This window comes from Phaeobacter sp. BS52 (assembly GCF_045040595.1).
In the GTDB taxonomy this organism is placed as follows: Bacteria; Pseudomonadota; Alphaproteobacteria; order Rhodobacterales; family Rhodobacteraceae; genus Phaeobacter; species Phaeobacter piscinae.
The window spans coordinates 275,637-292,037 of the sequence record NZ_CP090662.1 but is presented as its reverse complement, the minus strand read 5'-3'; the positions used below and the strand labels follow the sequence as shown (position 1 = coordinate 292,037).

Below are 16,401 nucleotides of genomic sequence, written 5' to 3'. Positions count from 1 at the left end.
AGTTGCCGTTCCCCTTAGCCGTGGCTAAGGCTCAGAACTTCGATGTCAGTGTCAGGGCAATGTTTCGCCCGTCGCCGAAGTAGCAGGCACCGCCCTGACAGGTCGTGACATAACGCTCATCGGTGAGGTTCTGCACATTGAGCGACACCAGCCAATTGTCCTGACCGTAGGAAACAGCCGCATCATAAAGCGTATAGGACGGCGTCAGATAGGTCCCGGTTCCCCCCCACGCTTCGCCGTTGTAGCGCACGCCGCCGCCAAAGCTCCAACCCTGCAAGGCACCCGCTTCGGGGGCGTAGTTCAGCCACAGCGAGGCGGCATTCTTCGGCACCTGCGCGATATAATCGCCCTCGGCATCTTCGCTATCAAGATAGGTATAAGCCGCATCCACTGTCAGATCACCAAAGCGGTGGAACAGTTCCAGCTCCAACCCCTTGGCCGAGGCGGCACCGGTCTGCACCTGAAAGCCCGGATTGCCCGGATCCGCCACCGTCATATTGGATTTGGTCAGATCGAACACCGCCGCCGTCAGCAGCGTATCACTGCCTGCAGGCTGGAATTTCACACCCAGTTCATACTGCTCACCACGGGTCGGCTCAAACGCCTTGCCATTCACATCGCTGCCAATCGCATCCTGACGGAAGCTTTCGGCGTAGCTGATGTAGGGGGCGATGCCGTTGTCAAAGCGGTACATCACCGCCGCATTGCCGGTCCATTCGCTGTCACTGGCCGCGGTGCTGGTCGCACCAAAGCTGCCATTGCTCGGCCCGCTCTCGATCTTGCCATAGCGCAGACCAAAATCGACAAACAGCCGGTCATCATAGCTGGCACGCTGCTGCACATACGCGCCGGTTTCGGTGATGGATGTCCCGGGTGTGTCCGTCACCGCAATCGTCGGGTAACCGACATAAACCGGGTTGAACGGATCAATCGGGCCAACCTGTGCGCCGTAACCTGTGTCGCTGTCATAATGGCCGCGTGTATAGCTCGCTCCGACAATGGTCCGCATATCGAAACCACCAAGCCGGTATTCCGCCGTGCCATAGGCATCAAGCCCCCAGGTCTTCAGCGTGTTTTCAGCCCGGTAGAAGGTCCGGTTGATGGTGCCATCCGGGTTGTAGCGCCCAGAGCCAAAGTTATCGAAGGCCCACCAGGCATGCTGGTATTCACCGTCGCTCTCCAGATAGCGCGCATTGGCGTTGAGGCTCCAAACCGCGTTGAAACGATGTTTGAACATCGCCGTGATGGCCCGTTGTTCTGTATTGAACGTATCAAACCCCGGCTCCCCCACAAACAGGCTGTTGGGCAGGTAATCACCATTGCCAAAGCCAGTTGCAGGCAACAGCGTACCCGCCATCGAGGCAAACTGGATCAGCGGGCTGCCATCGCTTTTCTGGTAGTTGGCCAGAATGGTCAGCTCTGTATCCTCGCTGGGCCGCCAGGTGATCGAGGGCGCCAGAACAACCGTGTCATCCTGCGAATGATCGACCTGTGTTTCGGCATCCCGCAGCAGACCGACAAAGCGATAGCGCAGGGTGCCGCTGGCGTTCAGATCACCGCTGACATCCACCGCCGCCTGTTTGCGATCATGGGATCCGACCTGCAGCTGAAACAGGTTTTCGGCCTCCTGTGCGGCGGTTTTGGATGTGGTGTTCACCACCCCGCCCACTGCGCCGCTGCCATACAGCCCGGAGGACGGGCCTTTCAGCACCTCGACGCTGTTCAGCAGGAAGGGTTCCGGCTTGGTGTCATTGTAAAACCCGTAACGCGCGGGCAGCCCGTCGTGCAGGGTGCTGGCGTCAAAGCCGCGCACCAGATACCAGTTGGCGCGGCTGTCCAGCCCCCATTGGCCGCCAACAACCCCGGCAGAATATTGCAGCGCCTGTTCCACATTCTGGGCACCGCGCTCCGCCAGCTCCTGAGCGGTGACCACCGTGACCGAGCGCGGCGTCTCGGCAATGGCATCCCCGGTTTTGGCTACCGTGCCGGTATCAAGGGACACGCTTTTGCCAAAGAAGGCATCCCCGGAGTCCTGAGTTACAATAATTGGTTCCAGTTCGACAACTTCAGCCATTGTCGAGCACAGAGGCCAGCAGGGCAAAGGTCGACACAGCAGTGCGTCGCAGAATCATGTCCCGTCTCCGCTTGTTTTGCGGTTGATGTTCTGCCTGACTTTTCGCTGGGTGATTGGGGGTTAGCCGGGCTGAGTTCTGCTGGCAAGACCTGATACCAATCCCGGCTGCAAAAGCTCTGAAGCCGGTGCAGAAACCGCAAGTTTCGCACGCATCAAGCGCAGCAAACCACGCCCACACCACCATAAGATCGCAAAGTAGCAATCGTCCCCTTTGGCCGCGTCCGGTTAACCCCGCCGAAACATCTGTTGCAGCGTCACCAGATATCTGCGCCCGCCCCCTGCGCAACGCCCAGAAAAAGTATCAACACCCCTGCCCGAATGTTTCGCACGCGAAACAATTGGACAGAAACGCTGACCTGTCACCGCACCTTCGGTCATCGGAGTTGGAACAGCTCGCTCAGCGCGCCCCTTCGAAAACAGCGACGAAACATCATTGCAATTACATAGTTTGCTATTTATATTAATAGCAGGCATTGTAATTTACCCAGCATGGAGACCCGCCATGAAAACACGCATCCACGCCATCGCAGGCACGATCGGCTTTCTGACCATCTTGCTGTTCTGGACATCCACTGTCCTGTCTGAACTGTTTGGCTCTCACGCGACCGTCGCAACCGTAAAATCAGCCATACTGATGGGCATGTTCATCCTGATCCCGGCAATGGCGATTGTCGGCGGCTCCGGGTTCTCGCTGGCCAGCGGGCGCAATGAGGCGTTGGTTTCGGCCAAAAAGAAGCGGATGCCTATTATTGGCGCCAACGGTCTGCTGGTGCTGGTGCCGATGGCCTTCTTTCTCGAATCCCGGGCCGCAGCCGGACAATTCGATGCCACCTTCTACAGCTTGCAGGTCGTCGAATTGCTGGCGGGGGCAACCAATCTGGTCCTGATGGGGCTGAACATGCGCGATGGCATTCGCCTGTCAGGAAAGGCCGCGCCAGCCACTCAGGTCACACTGACCAGCAGCGAGACAATCGCAACCGGAACGATGGCGTTTCACATGACCAAACCCGCGGGATTTCAGCATCAGGCGGGCCAATGGATCCGCCTGACCATCGCGAATGCCGCAGAGGATGGCAAAGCCAGGTCCCGCATCCTCTCCATCGTCAGCGCACCGGATGAGCCGCAGATCACTGTCGCCACCCGGCTGAGCGACAGCGCCTTTAAACGCAGCCTCAGCACGCTGCCCGACGGGGCTGAGCTGACGGTCGCCAGCCCTTCCGGCACCTTCACTCTGCACGAAGATACCAGCCGACCTGCGGTTTTCATTGCCGGTGGCATCGGGATTACCCCGTTCATGTCGATGTTGCGGGACGTCACGGCGACCAACTGCGACCACAAAATCACACTGTTCTATTCCAACCGCGCCCCCGCTGCCTCTGCCTTCCTCAGCGAACTGGAGAACCTGCAGAAGACCAATTCAAACGTCCAGTTGATCGCCACCATGACCGATCTGGACGCCGATGACAGCTGGAGCGGTGAGACCCGCCAGATCGATCAGGACATGCTCCGCCGCCACCTCAGCGATCTCAATGCGCCGATCTACTATTGCGTCGGCCCTGCGGGCATGGTGACCGCCACGCAGAAAATGCTCACCGCCGCTGCGGCGTGGCAGAGCAGGATATCCGGGTTGAATCCTTCACCGGCTACTAGGAGCTTTTGACAAACGTGAAACTGGTCTGCCCCCCTTGCTCCGGCTGCTGCCGGGCCATCAGGGGGCGGACAGCCTCAGCCCAAATCCCCCGCGCGCAGGGTTTTGACCATCCGCTGAAGCAGGTCGATAAATGTTCGGCGTTCCGCCTCCGACAGATCGGCCAGCATTACGCCGTTCACATCCCCGGCCGCCCGGTAAGCCTGATCACGGATCGCCTTGGCTTTCTCCGTCAAATAGATCACCCGAGCCCGCCCATCCTCAGGATGCGCCTGCCGCACAATCAACCCATCCCGCTCCATCCGGTTCAGCGTATTGGCCATGGTTGCCTGTTCGACATCCGTTTTGGCCACCAGTTCACGCTGGGTCTGACCATCGCGCTGCCAAAGCGCCAGCAGCGCCGGGAACTGCCCGGGCACAATGCCCAGCGGTTCGATTTCCCTGCGCAGCCCCTCAAAGGCAAGCCGCGCCAGTTGATTTATCAGATATCCGGCTGAGGTATTTTTATCAAAGGTCATGCGCCACCGGTAGCAGTGCATAGCATAGAATGCAATAACGCCGCAAAGCGCGGCTCACCGCGTCTCTCCATTGGCCCTGTGAGAACTGGCCCTGTCAGCACGGGCTTCTTTTTCGCTGATCACGGAGTTTTCGACACTACGGATGATCTTGGTGACGAGAGCCAGGATCTGCGCCTGCTCCTCTTTTGTGAGACCAGACAGCATATAGGTGTTCTGCTCCGCCGCAATCCGCAATGCCGGGCTACGCAGAGACCATCCGTGCTCTGTCAGGCGTATTTCCCGCCGCCGCCCGTCACTCAGATCCCGCTGACTGAAGACCAGACCATCGCGCTCCATCCGTTTGAGCGTATTGGCCATGGTGCCCTGTTCAATCCCAACCCTTTGGACCAGCTGTTTCTGCGTCAGCCCCTCCTCTTCCCACAAGTGCAGCATGATCGGGAACACACCAATCGACAGTCCCAACGGCTGTATCCGCTCTTGCAGCGCCTGTGCAAACAGCCGCGCCAGATGGTTGAACAGATATCCGGCAGACGTCTCTCTTGGCGGTTTCATAACATCCCCAATTAAATTGCATTGCAGGCTATTTATTTATAAATAGCTCACTATATAATATACCACAGCAACGATGATTCGGAATGCATGTAACAAAATAAATGGCTCGCTATAAAATCAACCCGAAGGAGCGCTAGAATGATGAACTCAAAATCCACCCTCGCCCTGCTGTTGACCTTGATTGCGCCGGTCGCAGCTCCTCTTGCCGCCCAGTCCACTGAAACCACCCCCGGTCAGGAGCTGTCGGACCTGATCTATGGATCAATCGGCGACGACTCGACGACTGAAATCGACATGGGGCAATTCGTGGACTTCGGTCGCTCGATTTTCGTCTCCATTGACAGCAATGAAGATGGTGCCATCTCGCACGGCGAATTTACCCAATGGGACTTCGGCTTTGAGTTCATCGCCGATGAAAAGGGCCGACAGCAGGCGTTTCAGGCCGCACGCAATATCCTGTTCGCAAATTGGGACCGCAACAGTGATGGTACGATCGACCGCCGCGAGTACCACCGCGCGATGGCCTGGGACTATCGCCGGGCAGATAGCAATGATGATGCTTTCCTGAGCCGTGAAGAATTCCTGCGAGGCTACACCGTCATCAAGACCTACCGCGCCGCGCTCTCTGAGCAGTGAGCCGCCACAGATCAGACAAGGAGGGACCAATATGAAAAGCCGATCCAATCGCTATGGCACCGTCGCTATCACTATTCACTGGCTAAGCGCGCTGCTCATCTGTGCCCTTCTTGCCTCAGGGTTTCGTGCTGCAGGCATGACGGATAGCGGCGCCAAGATCGGGCTTCTCAGCGCGCATGTGCCCATGGGGGTCACCATTCTGGCTCTCACTCTGGCACGCATTGCATGGTGGGTCTTTGCCGACACAAAACCCGCCAGCCCAAAGGGCGACCCGATCTGGCAGAGCCTGAGCGCCAGAGCCGTGCATCTGCTGTTCTATGTGGTGATCCTCGGAATGGCAGCGAGCGGCATTGGCATGCTGGCGCTGTCCGGAGCCGGTGCACTCATCCTTGGCGGTGCCGCCGGGGATCTGCCGAATTTCCACGACTATGCCCCCCGGATACCCCATGGGATCGGGGCGCGGGCCATTGTCGGCCTGCTGGTGCTGCATGTCGGAGCGGCCCTCTATCACCATTTCATCAAACGTGACGGCCTGATCTGGCGGATGTGGTACGGCACACGCGCGGACGGAAATGCAAAATGATACAACAGACGTTCAACATCCTCGCGATTTGCGGCGCCGCCGGGTTTTCCGGCGTGATGCTATGCATCGGGATCACATTGGGTGGCTACTGGCGCAGCCTGCCGCCCGAAGAGTTCCTGACCTGGTTTGCAGCCAACAATCACTTTGTCTCGAACACGATCCCTCTCATTGTGGGGCCGACGCTAATCGGCCTTGGCGGTTCCCTCTGGGCCGGGTGGGGTGCCCCAGGCTTTGCGCTCTGGGTGGCCAGCAGCCTGTGCATGCTGGTGGTTCTGGGTCTGACGTTTGCCTATTTCGTGCCGACGAATGCCGCCTTTGCCAGTAAATCCATCGAGGTCGCAGCCACGGCAGCCAAGCTGGATCAGTGGCTGATGCTTCATAACCTGCGCATCGGCGTTGCGATGATCGGCGCCATTCTCGGCTGTATCGCGTTGAAAATATCAGCCTGAAACGCAGTCCCGCGCCCGCCTGCCTCCGCAGACTTGCCCGCCACCGCCACTAACATCAAGAAAGGACCCATCATGAAACATCTGCTTGCCCTGATCACCGCCCTGTCGCTGAGCCTTGGCCTCTCCCCTGCACAGGCGGATGAGAGCACCCAGAATGTGGTGCTGATCAACACGTTCACCGTTCCCGCTGACAAGCTGGATGAGGCCATTGCCATGTGGGACGCCGCCCGTGACTTCCTGCACACACAGCCCGGCTATATCTCGACCAAACTGCACCAGTCGCTTTCGACGGATGCGCAGTACCAGCTGATCAACGTCGCCCAGTGGGAAACCCCGGAGGCCTATCAGGCTGCCACTGCCCTGATGCGCGAAACCGCAAATCTGCCCCGTATCGAAGGCGTGGTTCCCGGACCGGCGCTGTACACTGTGATCCGCGACTGAGTGGACCTCTGCGGACTACGGCGCATGTCGCCCCCCGTTCCGTATCTCAGCCCTGCCGCTCCTGCATAACGCAAAGTGGCGGGGTGTAAGTCCCCTCCCTGACAGAGGCAGGCTATTCAGTGGTCTGCGAGACCGCCTGAACAGCGCGCTTCGCCAGTTCCATAATCGCCTCTCGGCTGCGCGCAACCGCGATGAAGCGCGCGTTGTGGCAGAATTTTGCCCCTGCAACACCAGAGGCCGCCTCAAGCGCCTCATCCGTAAGACCGGCCCAGGCCGCAGGCAGATCGGCGCGGCTCTCGAAACTGTCACCGCTCTTGCGGATGGTGGTCAGCGTCCAGTCGCTGCCGCGCGGATGCACCACGAACAGCAGATGATCGGCGCCTGCCTTCTCCACTGCTGAGCGGAAGGGCATGCCCATCGGCAGCTCCAGCACCCTGCCCGCGCCTGCGACCTCAATCGCCTGCAGCACCATGGTCTCCGCCCGCCGTTTCGCAGCCTTGCCCCGGATCGACGCCTCGACAAAGGCCCGTGCCACCGGCAGCGCCGCAAGGAACGCCTGATCATCCGCGCCTTCACTACGGTCGTCAAACACCGGCTTCAGGGTTTCCAGCAATACCGGCAGCGTCATCCCCGCCAGAGGCCCGGCCACACCGGGATCAATCGCACCATTGTCCAGCAGATCCACCGGCAGCACGAAGCCCTGATCAAAGCTGTGGTGGATGGCGTCAATGTCGGGCTCCGGCACATCGAGGCTGCGAAGGTAATCACGCCCGAAATGGTGCCAGATCAGACCGAAGGAGCTGTAGGGCTGGCCATCTTCGCGCAGGGGATTGGGGCGCTGATGATGGTCGAAAATCTGCGCCGCCGCATCATAGGCCTGCCCCACATCATAGATGATCCGCCCCGCGTCCGGCGTGATCCATGCAGCCTCTCGCGAGCGTATCAGCTCCGCATCGGGAAACAGGCGGGTCAGGATCACCGAGGACAGAAGTTCATCGGCATGAAACCCGCCGGAATGGGTCACAAGATGGGTGATGGTCATAAAAACGCTCCGCAGCGGCAGGACAGAAGACAGGCGCCCCAAAAGGCGCCCACAGGTTTCCAAGACAGCAAGCCGTGGCGCGGCCGACCTCGCCCCAGACCCCATCTGATGGCGGATCCGATAGCTCAAAATCAGGGTTGAAAACAACAGCAGAGTGAGAGTTTCTGCGGATCAGCTGTGGCCGCGATCCTTGCCCAGACCTCTGTCCGACACGGCGCCTAGACCGCTCCCTTGTCGATCAGAACCCGGGTCCATTTCTCGCCGCGCCACAGGTCGCGAAGCGCTCCGATCTGACCCAGCTCCTCGCGCTGGCGGGCAGCCTCTGCATCCCGAAGGTCAAGGATGATAGCGCCGTCCTTGGTGACACTTTTTCCCCAGAACTGCGCATAGGTATTCGCCGGGTAGTGAAAGCCGCAGCTGAGCAAGGACAGCGCCAGATCGACCTCCGTGGTCCGCGTTGCCTCCTCGCGTCCGGGGTTGAGCGTTGTCACGGCCTCTGCCGCCACCCCATTGGCCAATAGGAACGCCCGCGCCGTCGCAAGGCTGCTGTAGGCTGCCCCCTCTGTGTGAAATCCGAAATGCGTCGCGTCATTGCTTTCCAGATCAATCAGCGTCAGCGCGGGCTGGAAATCCCGGGCAATGAACAGGTCAATAAACCCGTAGCCACATCCTATGTCCGCGACATGTTTCGGAGCGAGGGTTGCAATGGTGGGTTTCAGCGCGAGATATTCGAGATAGAGAACCGAAATCGCACGCCTGAGCAGCAGATCGCCCCGTCGGGCCACCTCCGCCTGAAGCGCGTCGGGTTTTCCCTTGGACCATTGCCGGATCGGCAGGCCAGGGCGATCCAGATCAAAGAGAACCTCAGAGCGCTGCAACACCGTGTTGAGAATGTCCTTGTCAGAGAACATCGACAGGTCAAGCGCGGTCACGATTTGCGACTGGGCGACCTCCTGCACACGATCTGCATCGAACATGTCTGTCTTCCTTGTGTCCGCATCGGATCTGCGCCGCATCGCATCCCATTTCACCTATATGAGACACAGGTTCGCGACGAATAACAACCAGATTATCAAACATATTCCGTCACAAAGAACGCATCTGGGCTCAGCTCTTCATCAAACGCTTGCGACGCTCCCGAATACGCGCGTCTGCCTCCGTCGTCCCGTCATGGAAGGATCCGAAGAATTTGTCCCAAGGGATCTCAAGCGAGCCATAATTACACTCGAAATAGCGATGATGCATCTGATGGTGGAACGTCCCAAGGGCCAGCCGGTTCTTGTCCTTCACCAGCAATCCCTCAAAACCCGTGTGGGTCGTGGCGGCGGTCAGCGCATAATATTGCAGATGAAACAGAATGTGGATCGGGTGCGCCGCAACAATCCAGTGGATCAGTACCGAGCCAAGAAAGATGAGATGCTCAACCGGGTGCATGGACAGCCCCGACCAGGGACCAACATTGATGTTCCGGTGATGCAGCGCATGCACGTGTTTGTAGAGAAATGGCACATGCAGCAGGCGGTGGATCCAGTAGAAATAGAAACTCTCCCAGATCGGGATCAGCAGGAACAATGCAACAAACCAGACCGGATGCGCCGCAAAGGTCAGCGTCGGCGCGTAGCCATTGGCCAGAGCCCAGAACATCAGGGACCTCATAGGCGGTCCAGACCGTCACGCCACTCGCCAAGGTCCAAAACATATTGTCCCGGATCTGCCCGCCCAAGGTGAACTGCCGTCCGGCCTTCATCAGCGGGCGCGGATCATATCGCAGCCTCTGGCCCTGTTTGGTGAAGGTGTAGAAATAGAGATGCAGCCCGCTGCAGCGACCGCTATCATCAGGAGAAGATTGCGCAGATACATCTGGGCAATCCAGCCAAAGGCAAACTCTCTGCTCTCCGCGAGAGGGGGTTGAAACCAATAATAGGACACAAATGCGACCGCGACGAGGATCAACTTTTCGGTAATCAGGAACCAGGAGTTCCAGAGCCACCCCGCCATCGCCAGCGGCCGTGGCGGCCAAGTGAAAAACGGGGATACTTTGATCGGAACAGGCGGAACATGGTTCCACCCCTTGAGCGGCGTCTTGTCCATCAGCATTTTCTCCGCGCGAAACGGTATGCTGCCAGTCTGACAGAACATCCCGCGCGTGAATACAGTTAATAGCTGACCGCAATAGTCGCCCGGAACACCGCTCCTGTTCAGCGGCTTCTACCGGAATCCAGGGGTCGTCCCGCATGGGATCTGATGACCCGAGCCATCGCAGAGACGCGGCGCGAAGATGGCGCCGTGATCAGCGGGTCCGATGGCCAGCCGCGTTCAGTCGGTTTCGATCACCGTGTAGAGACCCGGAGTGAATTTCAGCCCGTCTACAGGCGCAATCCCTGCAGTTTGCATCATCTTTGCCGAAGCCGCCTTGAACGCCTCTGCGCTTTCCCAAACCGCGACATTGACCAGCATGAATTTGGCATCTGGCGCGATCGACTGATGCAGAGCGGTTGAGACATATCCGGGTTGGGTTTGCAGAAAATCGCGGGACAATTTCCAATAATCGATCGAGGCCTGCAAAGCACCTTCCGGAACTTCAAAGGCATTGATCAAGGTGACATTGTCGGCCTCTGCCTGTGCAGCAGCGGCGCTCATAGCGCACCTGAGAGGTCAAGAACAGAGAGAGAGGTCATATACAAAGGCTCCTAGAGTTCAATTTGCATAGCCGACTTTATAAAGTTAAACAGTCAGCTATGCAATGCTGAGCAAGCAGCTAAGCGCTGGATCATCGCCTGCGAACGGCAAAGGACACATGATGAAGACACTTTTGCATTTGATCATTCGCGTTAGCATCATAGCAGTCATCGCTATTATGGCTGCACGCCTGATATTCCCGCTTCCGGACATTTCGAACCGCCTCGTGAGTTCGGCAATCCCGATCAGTGCCAACACCACCCTGGGCAAGATCGTTAGTGACGACAGCGCCTCCCATGGAGGAGACAAAACCGGGGTGTTCCCCTTGGCCAATGGGCATGATGCATTGGCAAGCCGCATTGCATTGATCGAAGCTGCGGTGCAGTCGGTCGATGCGCAGTATTACATCTGGCACAACGACACGTCGGGTATCCTGTTGATGGATGCGTTGTATCAGGCCGCTGAACGCGGGGTGCGGGTAAGGCTGTTGCTCGACGACAATGGCGTGGCCGGGCTGGATGATTTCATGGCCGCCCTGAATGCACATGAGAACTTCAGCATTCGCCTCTTCAACCCATCAACGATCCGCAGTCCAAAGTTCCTCGGCTATACGTATGATTTCTTTCGCATGAACCGCCGCATGCATAACAAGTCTCTGACCGTGGATGGCGCTGTATCGATCATTGGTGGGCGTAACATTGGCGATGAGTATTTTCAGGTGTCCGATGACAACTACTACATTGATCTGGATGTCCTGGCCGCAGGAACAGTTGTGCCTGAAACGGCGAGGGTTTTCGATCAATACTGGAACAGCCAGTCTGTCTTTGAGGTGGAAACTGTCATCACCGGCAGGGGAGACCTGCCAGCCTTTCAGGATCGCGTTGAAGAGGTCAATTCCAGTGCGATTGCCACAGAGATCCTTCAAGGTGCGGTGGATAGCGCTACAGGCTACACAAACGGTGATACCGAACTGGAATGGACCCGCGTAGAGCTGTTTGCCGATGATCCGGCAAAGGGCCTCGGGATCGCATCGCGCGAACAGTTGCTAATCACCCGACTTATCGAAATCCTTGGAGGCGTGGAAACCCGGCTTGATATGGTCTCCGCTTATTTCGTTCCGGCGATTGAAGGCACAGCGCTGTTTTCGTCACTCGCCGAAAGCGGGAAACAGGTCAATATCCTAACCAATGCCCTGAACACCACTGACGTTCTGATGGTTTATGCTGGGTATACGAAGTACCGCCGGGATCTGCTGGCCTCCGGCGTCAGCCTTTATGAACTGAAATTGCGAAGCACAAACGCTGAAACACAGCGCATGCCGCTCTCCGGTGCCAGCTTACATGCCAAGACATTCGCCATCGACAACGCACGTATCTTCATTGGTTCTTTCAATTTTGATCCACGTTCGGCAGCCCTTAATTGCGAGATGGGCTTTTTGGTTCATAGCCCATCCCTTGCGATCAGATTGAGTGACCAGTTCAATGGTCCCGCAGAGCGCGTCAGTTATCAGCCCATGCTCACACCGGAAGACAAAATGGTCTGGCAGGAAGTTCGCGAAGATGGCGAACTCACGATCTATCAGGAGGAACCGGGTGCCACCGGCTTCCAGCAAATCATTCTTGTAATCTTGGGACTACTGCCGATCGAATGGATGCTCTGAGATACCTGCGCAGTGCGGGCTCTTTGAATGTCAGTACATCACCTGGTTGAGAGTAATATGGATCGGAGAGCCTGTCGGCATTTTGGTGCTGCCGCGGGCGATCAGCCAGCCATCTGCGCGTTCAAGCCGCGCCACCACCTGCAGGGTCGGGGAGAGGGCGGACAGCGCCGCCGATGAGAGGGTGAAGTCGATCCGCTTGGCCCGGCCTGTGCTGATCAGGTCAAACTCCAGCGTCGGATCCGAGGTGCCAGACTGACCCGGATTTGATAGGGAAATGGTGATCCGCCCTTTTGGAATCTTGGCGTCCCCTGCAAAAATCAACCTGCCCTGCACGACCTCCGACTGGGCCTTGGCGCGATACGTCAGGGCCGTCAGCGCGAAACCGGCAGCCCCCAGAAGCAACGCGCGGCGATGAGGATGGTGGGGCATGGTTTATCCTTTGTCGGCCTGAGGCAGGCACAGGGAGTGATGAGACCCCCTGCGCCAAGTTTACCGGCTATTTCTGAACCGGATCAGATGATTACGAAATCATCTGCGCCCAGCTGCAATCCGGACTGCAGTTGCGCAAACTGGATGGCCTCAACGCCGCCAATCCCGTCCGCATCATAGGAGAGCGCCCCACTGTTGGAGTTGTAGACAATGCGGTCCGCGCCATCCAGAGCGGTGCCAGAGGCGCTGCTGTGGAAGACGTTGAAGTCCAGCACGCCGACCTCTCCCACCTCAGTAAAGATGGCGCTGTCCAGCAGGATCGTATCGCTGGCGGCATCGAAATCGCGGATCTCATCAATGTTATCCACCCCCAGTTCGGTGGAGAAGCGGAAGAAATCATCCCCTTTGCCACCGATCAGCGTATCGTCCATCAGCCCGCCATCCAGCAGGTCATTGCCGCGCCCGCCTCGCAGAACATCTGCGCCAGCCTCACCCGGTTGCGCCGGTGCCGGTGGGAATTCAACCGAGACGTTCAGCTCATAGGTGGAGCCTTCCGGCACGCTTTCGGACCAGCCTTCGGCGGCATCCGGCGACCAGCTGCCCTCGACAATGAAATAGGTGCCGGTTTCCTCAACCACAAAGACGGTGCTGGAATCGCGGTTGCTGGTGGAGCCGGGATCGCCGCCGCCATCATCGTTCTGGGTGACGATATTGCCCTCGCCGTCCAGCAGGCGGACCCAGCTGTCGTGGACATTGGGATCGGCGATGCCGTCGATGTCGATGGTCAGCACAGTGCCTGCCGCCAGATCAATGCTGTAATAGCCCCCCTGCCCGTTGCCGGTGGCATTCACCGTGGTGTGCAGCACGGTGGTGGAGTCAAAGATATCCGGATCCTCGGTCAGCGAGAAATTGTCCGAGATATCAAAGGCGGTTTCCATCGAGTTGTTGGTGGCGTCCGGCCCCAATGTGGCATAGCCGGTGCCCATGCCGGGCTCTGGCAGGGCCTCTGCGGCATCGGCAAAATCCCCGAGCAGAATGTCATCGCCGGCTGCCCCGCGCAGGGTGTCATTGCCGCCCTGCCCGGTCAGCACATTGGCACCCTCATCCCCCTTCATCCGGTCATTGAAACCAGAACCAGACAGGTTTTCGATAGAGACATAGGTGTCGCCCTCGGTCTTGCCATTGGTCATGTTCAGCTTCACGCCACGGGCCGACTGCGCGTAGTCGGCGGTATCGCGACCAATCCCGCCATCCAGCAGGTCTGCCCCACCGCCACCGCTCAGGACATCATCACCCGCACCGCCGCGCAGGGCATTGTCGCCTTCGGAGCCAATGAGGTAATCGTCGTGGAAGGAGCCGGTCGCATTTTCCACATCGACAATGATATCATGACGAATGGTGGTGCCGCGCCCGACAATCTGCACCGGACCATCCGCATCGCCTCCACGGGCGGTGCCGTTTTCCAGATCCACCGTCACGCCAACGGAACTGGTGGTATAGAGCACCGTGTCCACGCCTGCGCCACCGTCGAGATAGTCCTGACCGCTGCCGCCAATCAGAACGTCGTCGCCGTCCTCACCATAGAGCATGTCACCGTCGTTGCCGCCGTCCAGCGTGTCGTCACCGCCGCCGCCATTGAAAACGTCGCCGCCGCCCTGACCCCAGAAATGGTTGTTGTCGGAGGTGCCGATAAAGCGGTCGATGCGGTCATCCGAGCCGATCAGGTTTTCAATGCTGTAGAAGGTATCGCCCGACGCGGTGCCACCGCTGGCCACATTGGTCTCCAGATTGACCAGCAATTGGAACGGGCTTTCCTGGCTGAAATCAACGGTGTCACTCCCGGCACCGCCGCGGAACACATCCTGACCGGCCTGACCGCGCAAGAGATCATCGCCGTCACCGCCGTCCAGCAGGTCATCACCGGCCCCGCCGTTGATAGTGTCATTGCCGTCGCCACCATAAAGCGCATCATTGCCATCATCCGTTTCGGTCTGATCCTCCAGATCCTCAATCGCGATGGTGTTGTTGATGTCGCGGCTGGCCAGCGTGTCGCGCCCGCCAATGATCAGATCATCGCCGCCAAGGCCGAAGATCGTGTTGCCCCCTGCGCCACCGTCCAGGGTTTCATTGCTCTCATCGCCGATGATCAGGCTGTCGGTCGCGTCGGTCGGCCCGCCGTTTGGCGCATCCGGCGCGTCGTTGCCCGGTGTTCCCGGCGTGCCGCCAGCGTAGATGATGGTCTCCACATTGGCGATGTCGCCCAGATCCAGCCCATCGGCCACCACGATCACGGTGTCATTGCCGCCGTTTTCTTCCTCGCGGACGATATCATCAATGGAATCAACAAAATACACGTCATCGCCGCCATTGCCCGCCATCCGGTCATTGCCCGCGCGCCCGTCCAACACGTTGTCGCCGTCATTGCCGATCAGGATATCGTCATAGCTGCTGCCGATCCCTGTCTCGATGTAATATTCCGTCTGGTCGGCATTGTGGCCCGCAAAGATCGACACATTGTTGCTGTGGCCGTTGACGCTGGAGAACTCACCCGCGCGCAGGTCCAGAATGGTGCTGGCGGTGGAACCGGAGAAATCAATAGTGTCATCACCGCCGGTGTCATGGATCACAAAGCCGATGTCATGCTGCGGCCCGTCCTCGGTCAACAGGTAGCCATAGTCGGTGCTGTTGAAACCATAGGTGTTGTCGTCGGTATTGAGGTTGATGGTCTGGTAGGTCCGCACGCCGTCATCATCGACGGTCGAATAATAGCGCCGGATGATCGCCTCAATGTCGCCCATCAACGGGGTCACCGCCGACCAGCGCGTCTCCTCTCCCACGTCGATGCCGTCAAAATAGGACATGACGCTGTATTGCTGACGGTCATAGGTCCAGGTGGCATTGTTCAGATAGTTGATCTGCACACCGCCGGGGCCGCTGTAGTTATAAAGACCAGGGTGGTTCAGGCCGAATTCATGGCCGAACTCATGCACGAAAGTGTCAAAGACATAGCCGCCCAGATCGGTGATATTCGGCTCGGTGTCGTGGAAGCGCTGGCCGACGCTGACATAGCGGTCGCTGGAAAAGGCGCTGCCGTCGCTCGGCTCACCGATTTCGGGGCTGACCACCTCCATCCAATGGAGATCCGCATCATAGGGCGCATCATCGACAATCTCGAACTGCAATGGCGTGACCGAGGACCACATCTCCAGCGCACCGATGGCGGCGTCCTTATAGGCCGGGTGATCGTTCAGCCCGGTCAGGTTGATCACCAAGGGTTCAGCGGCGATTTCCGGGGTCAGGCTACGGCCAAGCGCGCCCAGGTAGTCGAGGAATCCCTCGTAATCCTCGCTCTTGCCAAAGGGGTTCTCCGGCGTCTGATCATTGGTCCACCACTCGGTGGTGCTGTCGGTTGTTGCGGGCATGTTTGCCTCCCTGTCATTCAACCCCGAGTGGTCAGACCTGCTGGGCAAAATTCACCCGCAGCCCTCCGCAGGCATAGCGGAGCGCCCGGGCAGCCATCGGCCGACCTCGGAGATTATAGATATATTGGTTTCGCGCCCTGATCGTTTCCGAATTGAATGATCGTTCAACTCACTATTTTTGGTGAGTTTTTCGCCATCCCTTCGTTTC

Annotated in this window: 14 protein-coding genes and 1 pseudogene; 6 read left to right on the top strand and 9 right to left on the bottom strand. The window is 58.5% G+C overall.

Annotated elements, in window-relative coordinates; translation table 11 throughout:
- Window positions 1-31: 31 nt before the first annotated feature.
- Window positions 32-2,074 (bottom strand): TonB-dependent siderophore receptor, encoded by a 2,043-nt coding sequence (locus L0Z65_RS01415; RefSeq protein WP_405110097.1) that lies wholly within the window; start codon window positions 2,072-2,074, stop codon window positions 32-34.
- A 562-nt stretch (window positions 2,075-2,636) separates the two neighbouring features.
- Here L0Z65_RS01415 and L0Z65_RS01410 point away from each other — a divergent pair.
- Entirely contained in the window at window positions 2,637-3,794 is a 1,158-nt protein-coding gene (locus L0Z65_RS01410) for an FAD-dependent oxidoreductase (protein ID WP_405110094.1), read from the top strand.
- Window positions 3,795-3,859: 65 nt separating this feature from the next.
- Here the strand turns inward: L0Z65_RS01410 and L0Z65_RS01405 are convergent, their stop codons facing one another.
- Both L0Z65_RS01405 and L0Z65_RS01400 read right to left on the bottom strand, forming a co-directional pair.
- Window positions 3,860-4,300 carry a MarR family winged helix-turn-helix transcriptional regulator gene (locus L0Z65_RS01405; RefSeq protein ID WP_405110091.1) on the bottom strand — a complete coding sequence of 147 codons (441 nt, stop codon included), beginning with the start codon at window positions 4,298-4,300 and terminating at the stop codon, window positions 3,860-3,862.
- A 54-nt stretch (window positions 4,301-4,354) separates the two neighbouring features.
- Window positions 4,355-4,852, bottom strand: a complete 498-nt coding sequence (locus L0Z65_RS01400) for a MarR family winged helix-turn-helix transcriptional regulator (RefSeq protein ID WP_405110089.1) — start codon at window positions 4,850-4,852, stop codon at window positions 4,355-4,357.
- A 138-nt stretch (window positions 4,853-4,990) separates the two neighbouring features.
- Between L0Z65_RS01400 and L0Z65_RS01395 the strand changes: the two genes are divergently transcribed.
- From L0Z65_RS01395 to L0Z65_RS01380, 4 genes are all read left to right on the top strand, one after another.
- Window positions 4,991-5,488, top strand: a complete 498-nt coding sequence (locus tag L0Z65_RS01395; RefSeq protein WP_405110086.1) for a signal transduction protein — start codon at window positions 4,991-4,993, stop codon at window positions 5,486-5,488.
- 31 nt (window positions 5,489-5,519) lie between these two features.
- A complete protein-coding gene (locus L0Z65_RS01390; protein WP_405110083.1) occupies window positions 5,520-6,071 on the top strand; it encodes a cytochrome b in 552 nt (183 codons plus the stop codon).
- On the top strand, window positions 6,068-6,520 hold the full coding sequence (locus tag L0Z65_RS01385) for an anthrone oxygenase family protein (protein WP_405110080.1): 453 nt from the start codon (window positions 6,068-6,070) through the stop codon (window positions 6,518-6,520). The genes L0Z65_RS01390 and L0Z65_RS01385 overlap by 4 nt, the downstream gene beginning before the upstream one ends.
- A gap of 72 nt (window positions 6,521-6,592) precedes the next feature.
- The gene (locus L0Z65_RS01380; protein ID WP_096872101.1) at window positions 6,593-6,961 is read left to right on the top strand and encodes an antibiotic biosynthesis monooxygenase; all 369 of its coding nucleotides are present in this window, start codon (window positions 6,593-6,595) and stop codon (window positions 6,959-6,961) included.
- Window positions 6,962-7,073: 112 nt separating this feature from the next.
- On the opposite strand, the gene L0Z65_RS01375 is transcribed toward L0Z65_RS01380, so the two are convergent.
- From L0Z65_RS01375 to L0Z65_RS01360, 4 genes and pseudogenes are all read right to left on the bottom strand, one after another.
- On the bottom strand, window positions 7,074-8,003 hold the full coding sequence (locus L0Z65_RS01375) for an MYG1 family protein (protein WP_405110077.1): 930 nt from the start codon (window positions 8,001-8,003) through the stop codon (window positions 7,074-7,076).
- Between the two features lie 218 nt (window positions 8,004-8,221).
- Window positions 8,222-8,980 (bottom strand): hypothetical protein, encoded by a 759-nt coding sequence (locus tag L0Z65_RS01370; RefSeq protein ID WP_405110074.1) that lies wholly within the window; start codon window positions 8,978-8,980, stop codon window positions 8,222-8,224.
- 130 nt (window positions 8,981-9,110) lie between these two features.
- Window positions 9,111-10,094 (bottom strand): annotated as a pseudogene (locus L0Z65_RS01365) (sterol desaturase family protein).
- A gap of 225 nt (window positions 10,095-10,319) precedes the next feature.
- The gene (locus L0Z65_RS01360) at window positions 10,320-10,643 is read right to left on the bottom strand and encodes an antibiotic biosynthesis monooxygenase family protein (RefSeq protein ID WP_405110072.1); all 324 of its coding nucleotides are present in this window, start codon (window positions 10,641-10,643) and stop codon (window positions 10,320-10,322) included.
- Between the two features lie 157 nt (window positions 10,644-10,800).
- On the opposite strand from L0Z65_RS01360, the gene L0Z65_RS01355 reads away from it, so the two are divergent.
- Window positions 10,801-12,342, top strand: coding sequence for a phospholipase D family protein (locus tag L0Z65_RS01355; protein ID WP_405110069.1), 1,542 nt, complete (start codon window positions 10,801-10,803; stop codon window positions 12,340-12,342).
- Window positions 12,343-12,372: 30 nt separating this feature from the next.
- Here the strand turns inward: L0Z65_RS01355 and L0Z65_RS01350 are convergent, their stop codons facing one another.
- Both L0Z65_RS01350 and L0Z65_RS01345 read right to left on the bottom strand, forming a co-directional pair.
- Window positions 12,373-12,771: a hypothetical protein gene (locus L0Z65_RS01350; protein ID WP_405110066.1), complete on the bottom strand. Its 399-nt coding sequence runs from the start codon at window positions 12,769-12,771 to the stop codon at window positions 12,373-12,375.
- Between the two features lie 83 nt (window positions 12,772-12,854).
- A complete protein-coding gene (locus L0Z65_RS01345) occupies window positions 12,855-16,193 on the bottom strand; it encodes a M10 family metallopeptidase C-terminal domain-containing protein (RefSeq protein WP_405110063.1) in 3,339 nt (1,112 codons plus the stop codon).
- Window positions 16,194-16,401: the final 208 nt, after the last annotated feature.

Bases quoted from the DNA above. Each gene is read 5' to 3' on its own strand.
- L0Z65_RS01355 (WP_405110069.1), top strand. From the start codon at position 10,801: ATGATGAAGACACTTTTGCATTTGATCATTCGCGTTAGCATCATAGCA.
- L0Z65_RS01360 (WP_405110072.1), bottom strand. From the start codon at position 10,643: ATGAGCGCCGCTGCTGCACAGGCAGAGGCCGACAATGTCACCTTGATC.
- L0Z65_RS01400 (WP_405110089.1), bottom strand. From the start codon at position 4,852: ATGAAACCGCCAAGAGAGACGTCTGCCGGATATCTGTTCAACCATCTG.
- L0Z65_RS01405 (WP_405110091.1), bottom strand. From the start codon at position 4,300: ATGACCTTTGATAAAAATACCTCAGCCGGATATCTGATAAATCAACTG.
- L0Z65_RS01395 (WP_405110086.1), top strand. From the start codon at position 4,991: ATGATGAACTCAAAATCCACCCTCGCCCTGCTGTTGACCTTGATTGCG.
- L0Z65_RS01415 (WP_405110097.1), bottom strand. From the start codon at position 2,074: ATGGCTGAAGTTGTCGAACTGGAACCAATTATTGTAACTCAGGACTCC.
- L0Z65_RS01410 (WP_405110094.1), top strand. From the start codon at position 2,637: ATGAAAACACGCATCCACGCCATCGCAGGCACGATCGGCTTTCTGACC.
- L0Z65_RS01375 (WP_405110077.1), bottom strand. From the start codon at position 8,003: ATGACCATCACCCATCTTGTGACCCATTCCGGCGGGTTTCATGCCGAT.
- L0Z65_RS01350 (WP_405110066.1), bottom strand. From the start codon at position 12,771: ATGCCCCACCATCCTCATCGCCGCGCGTTGCTTCTGGGGGCTGCCGGT.
- L0Z65_RS01390 (WP_405110083.1), top strand. From the start codon at position 5,520: ATGAAAAGCCGATCCAATCGCTATGGCACCGTCGCTATCACTATTCAC.
- L0Z65_RS01385 (WP_405110080.1), top strand. From the start codon at position 6,068: ATGATACAACAGACGTTCAACATCCTCGCGATTTGCGGCGCCGCCGGG.
- L0Z65_RS01380 (WP_096872101.1), top strand. From the start codon at position 6,593: ATGAAACATCTGCTTGCCCTGATCACCGCCCTGTCGCTGAGCCTTGGC.
- L0Z65_RS01345 (WP_405110063.1), bottom strand. From the start codon at position 16,193: ATGCCCGCAACAACCGACAGCACCACCGAGTGGTGGACCAATGATCAG.
- L0Z65_RS01370 (WP_405110074.1), bottom strand. From the start codon at position 8,980: ATGTTCGATGCAGATCGTGTGCAGGAGGTCGCCCAGTCGCAAATCGTG.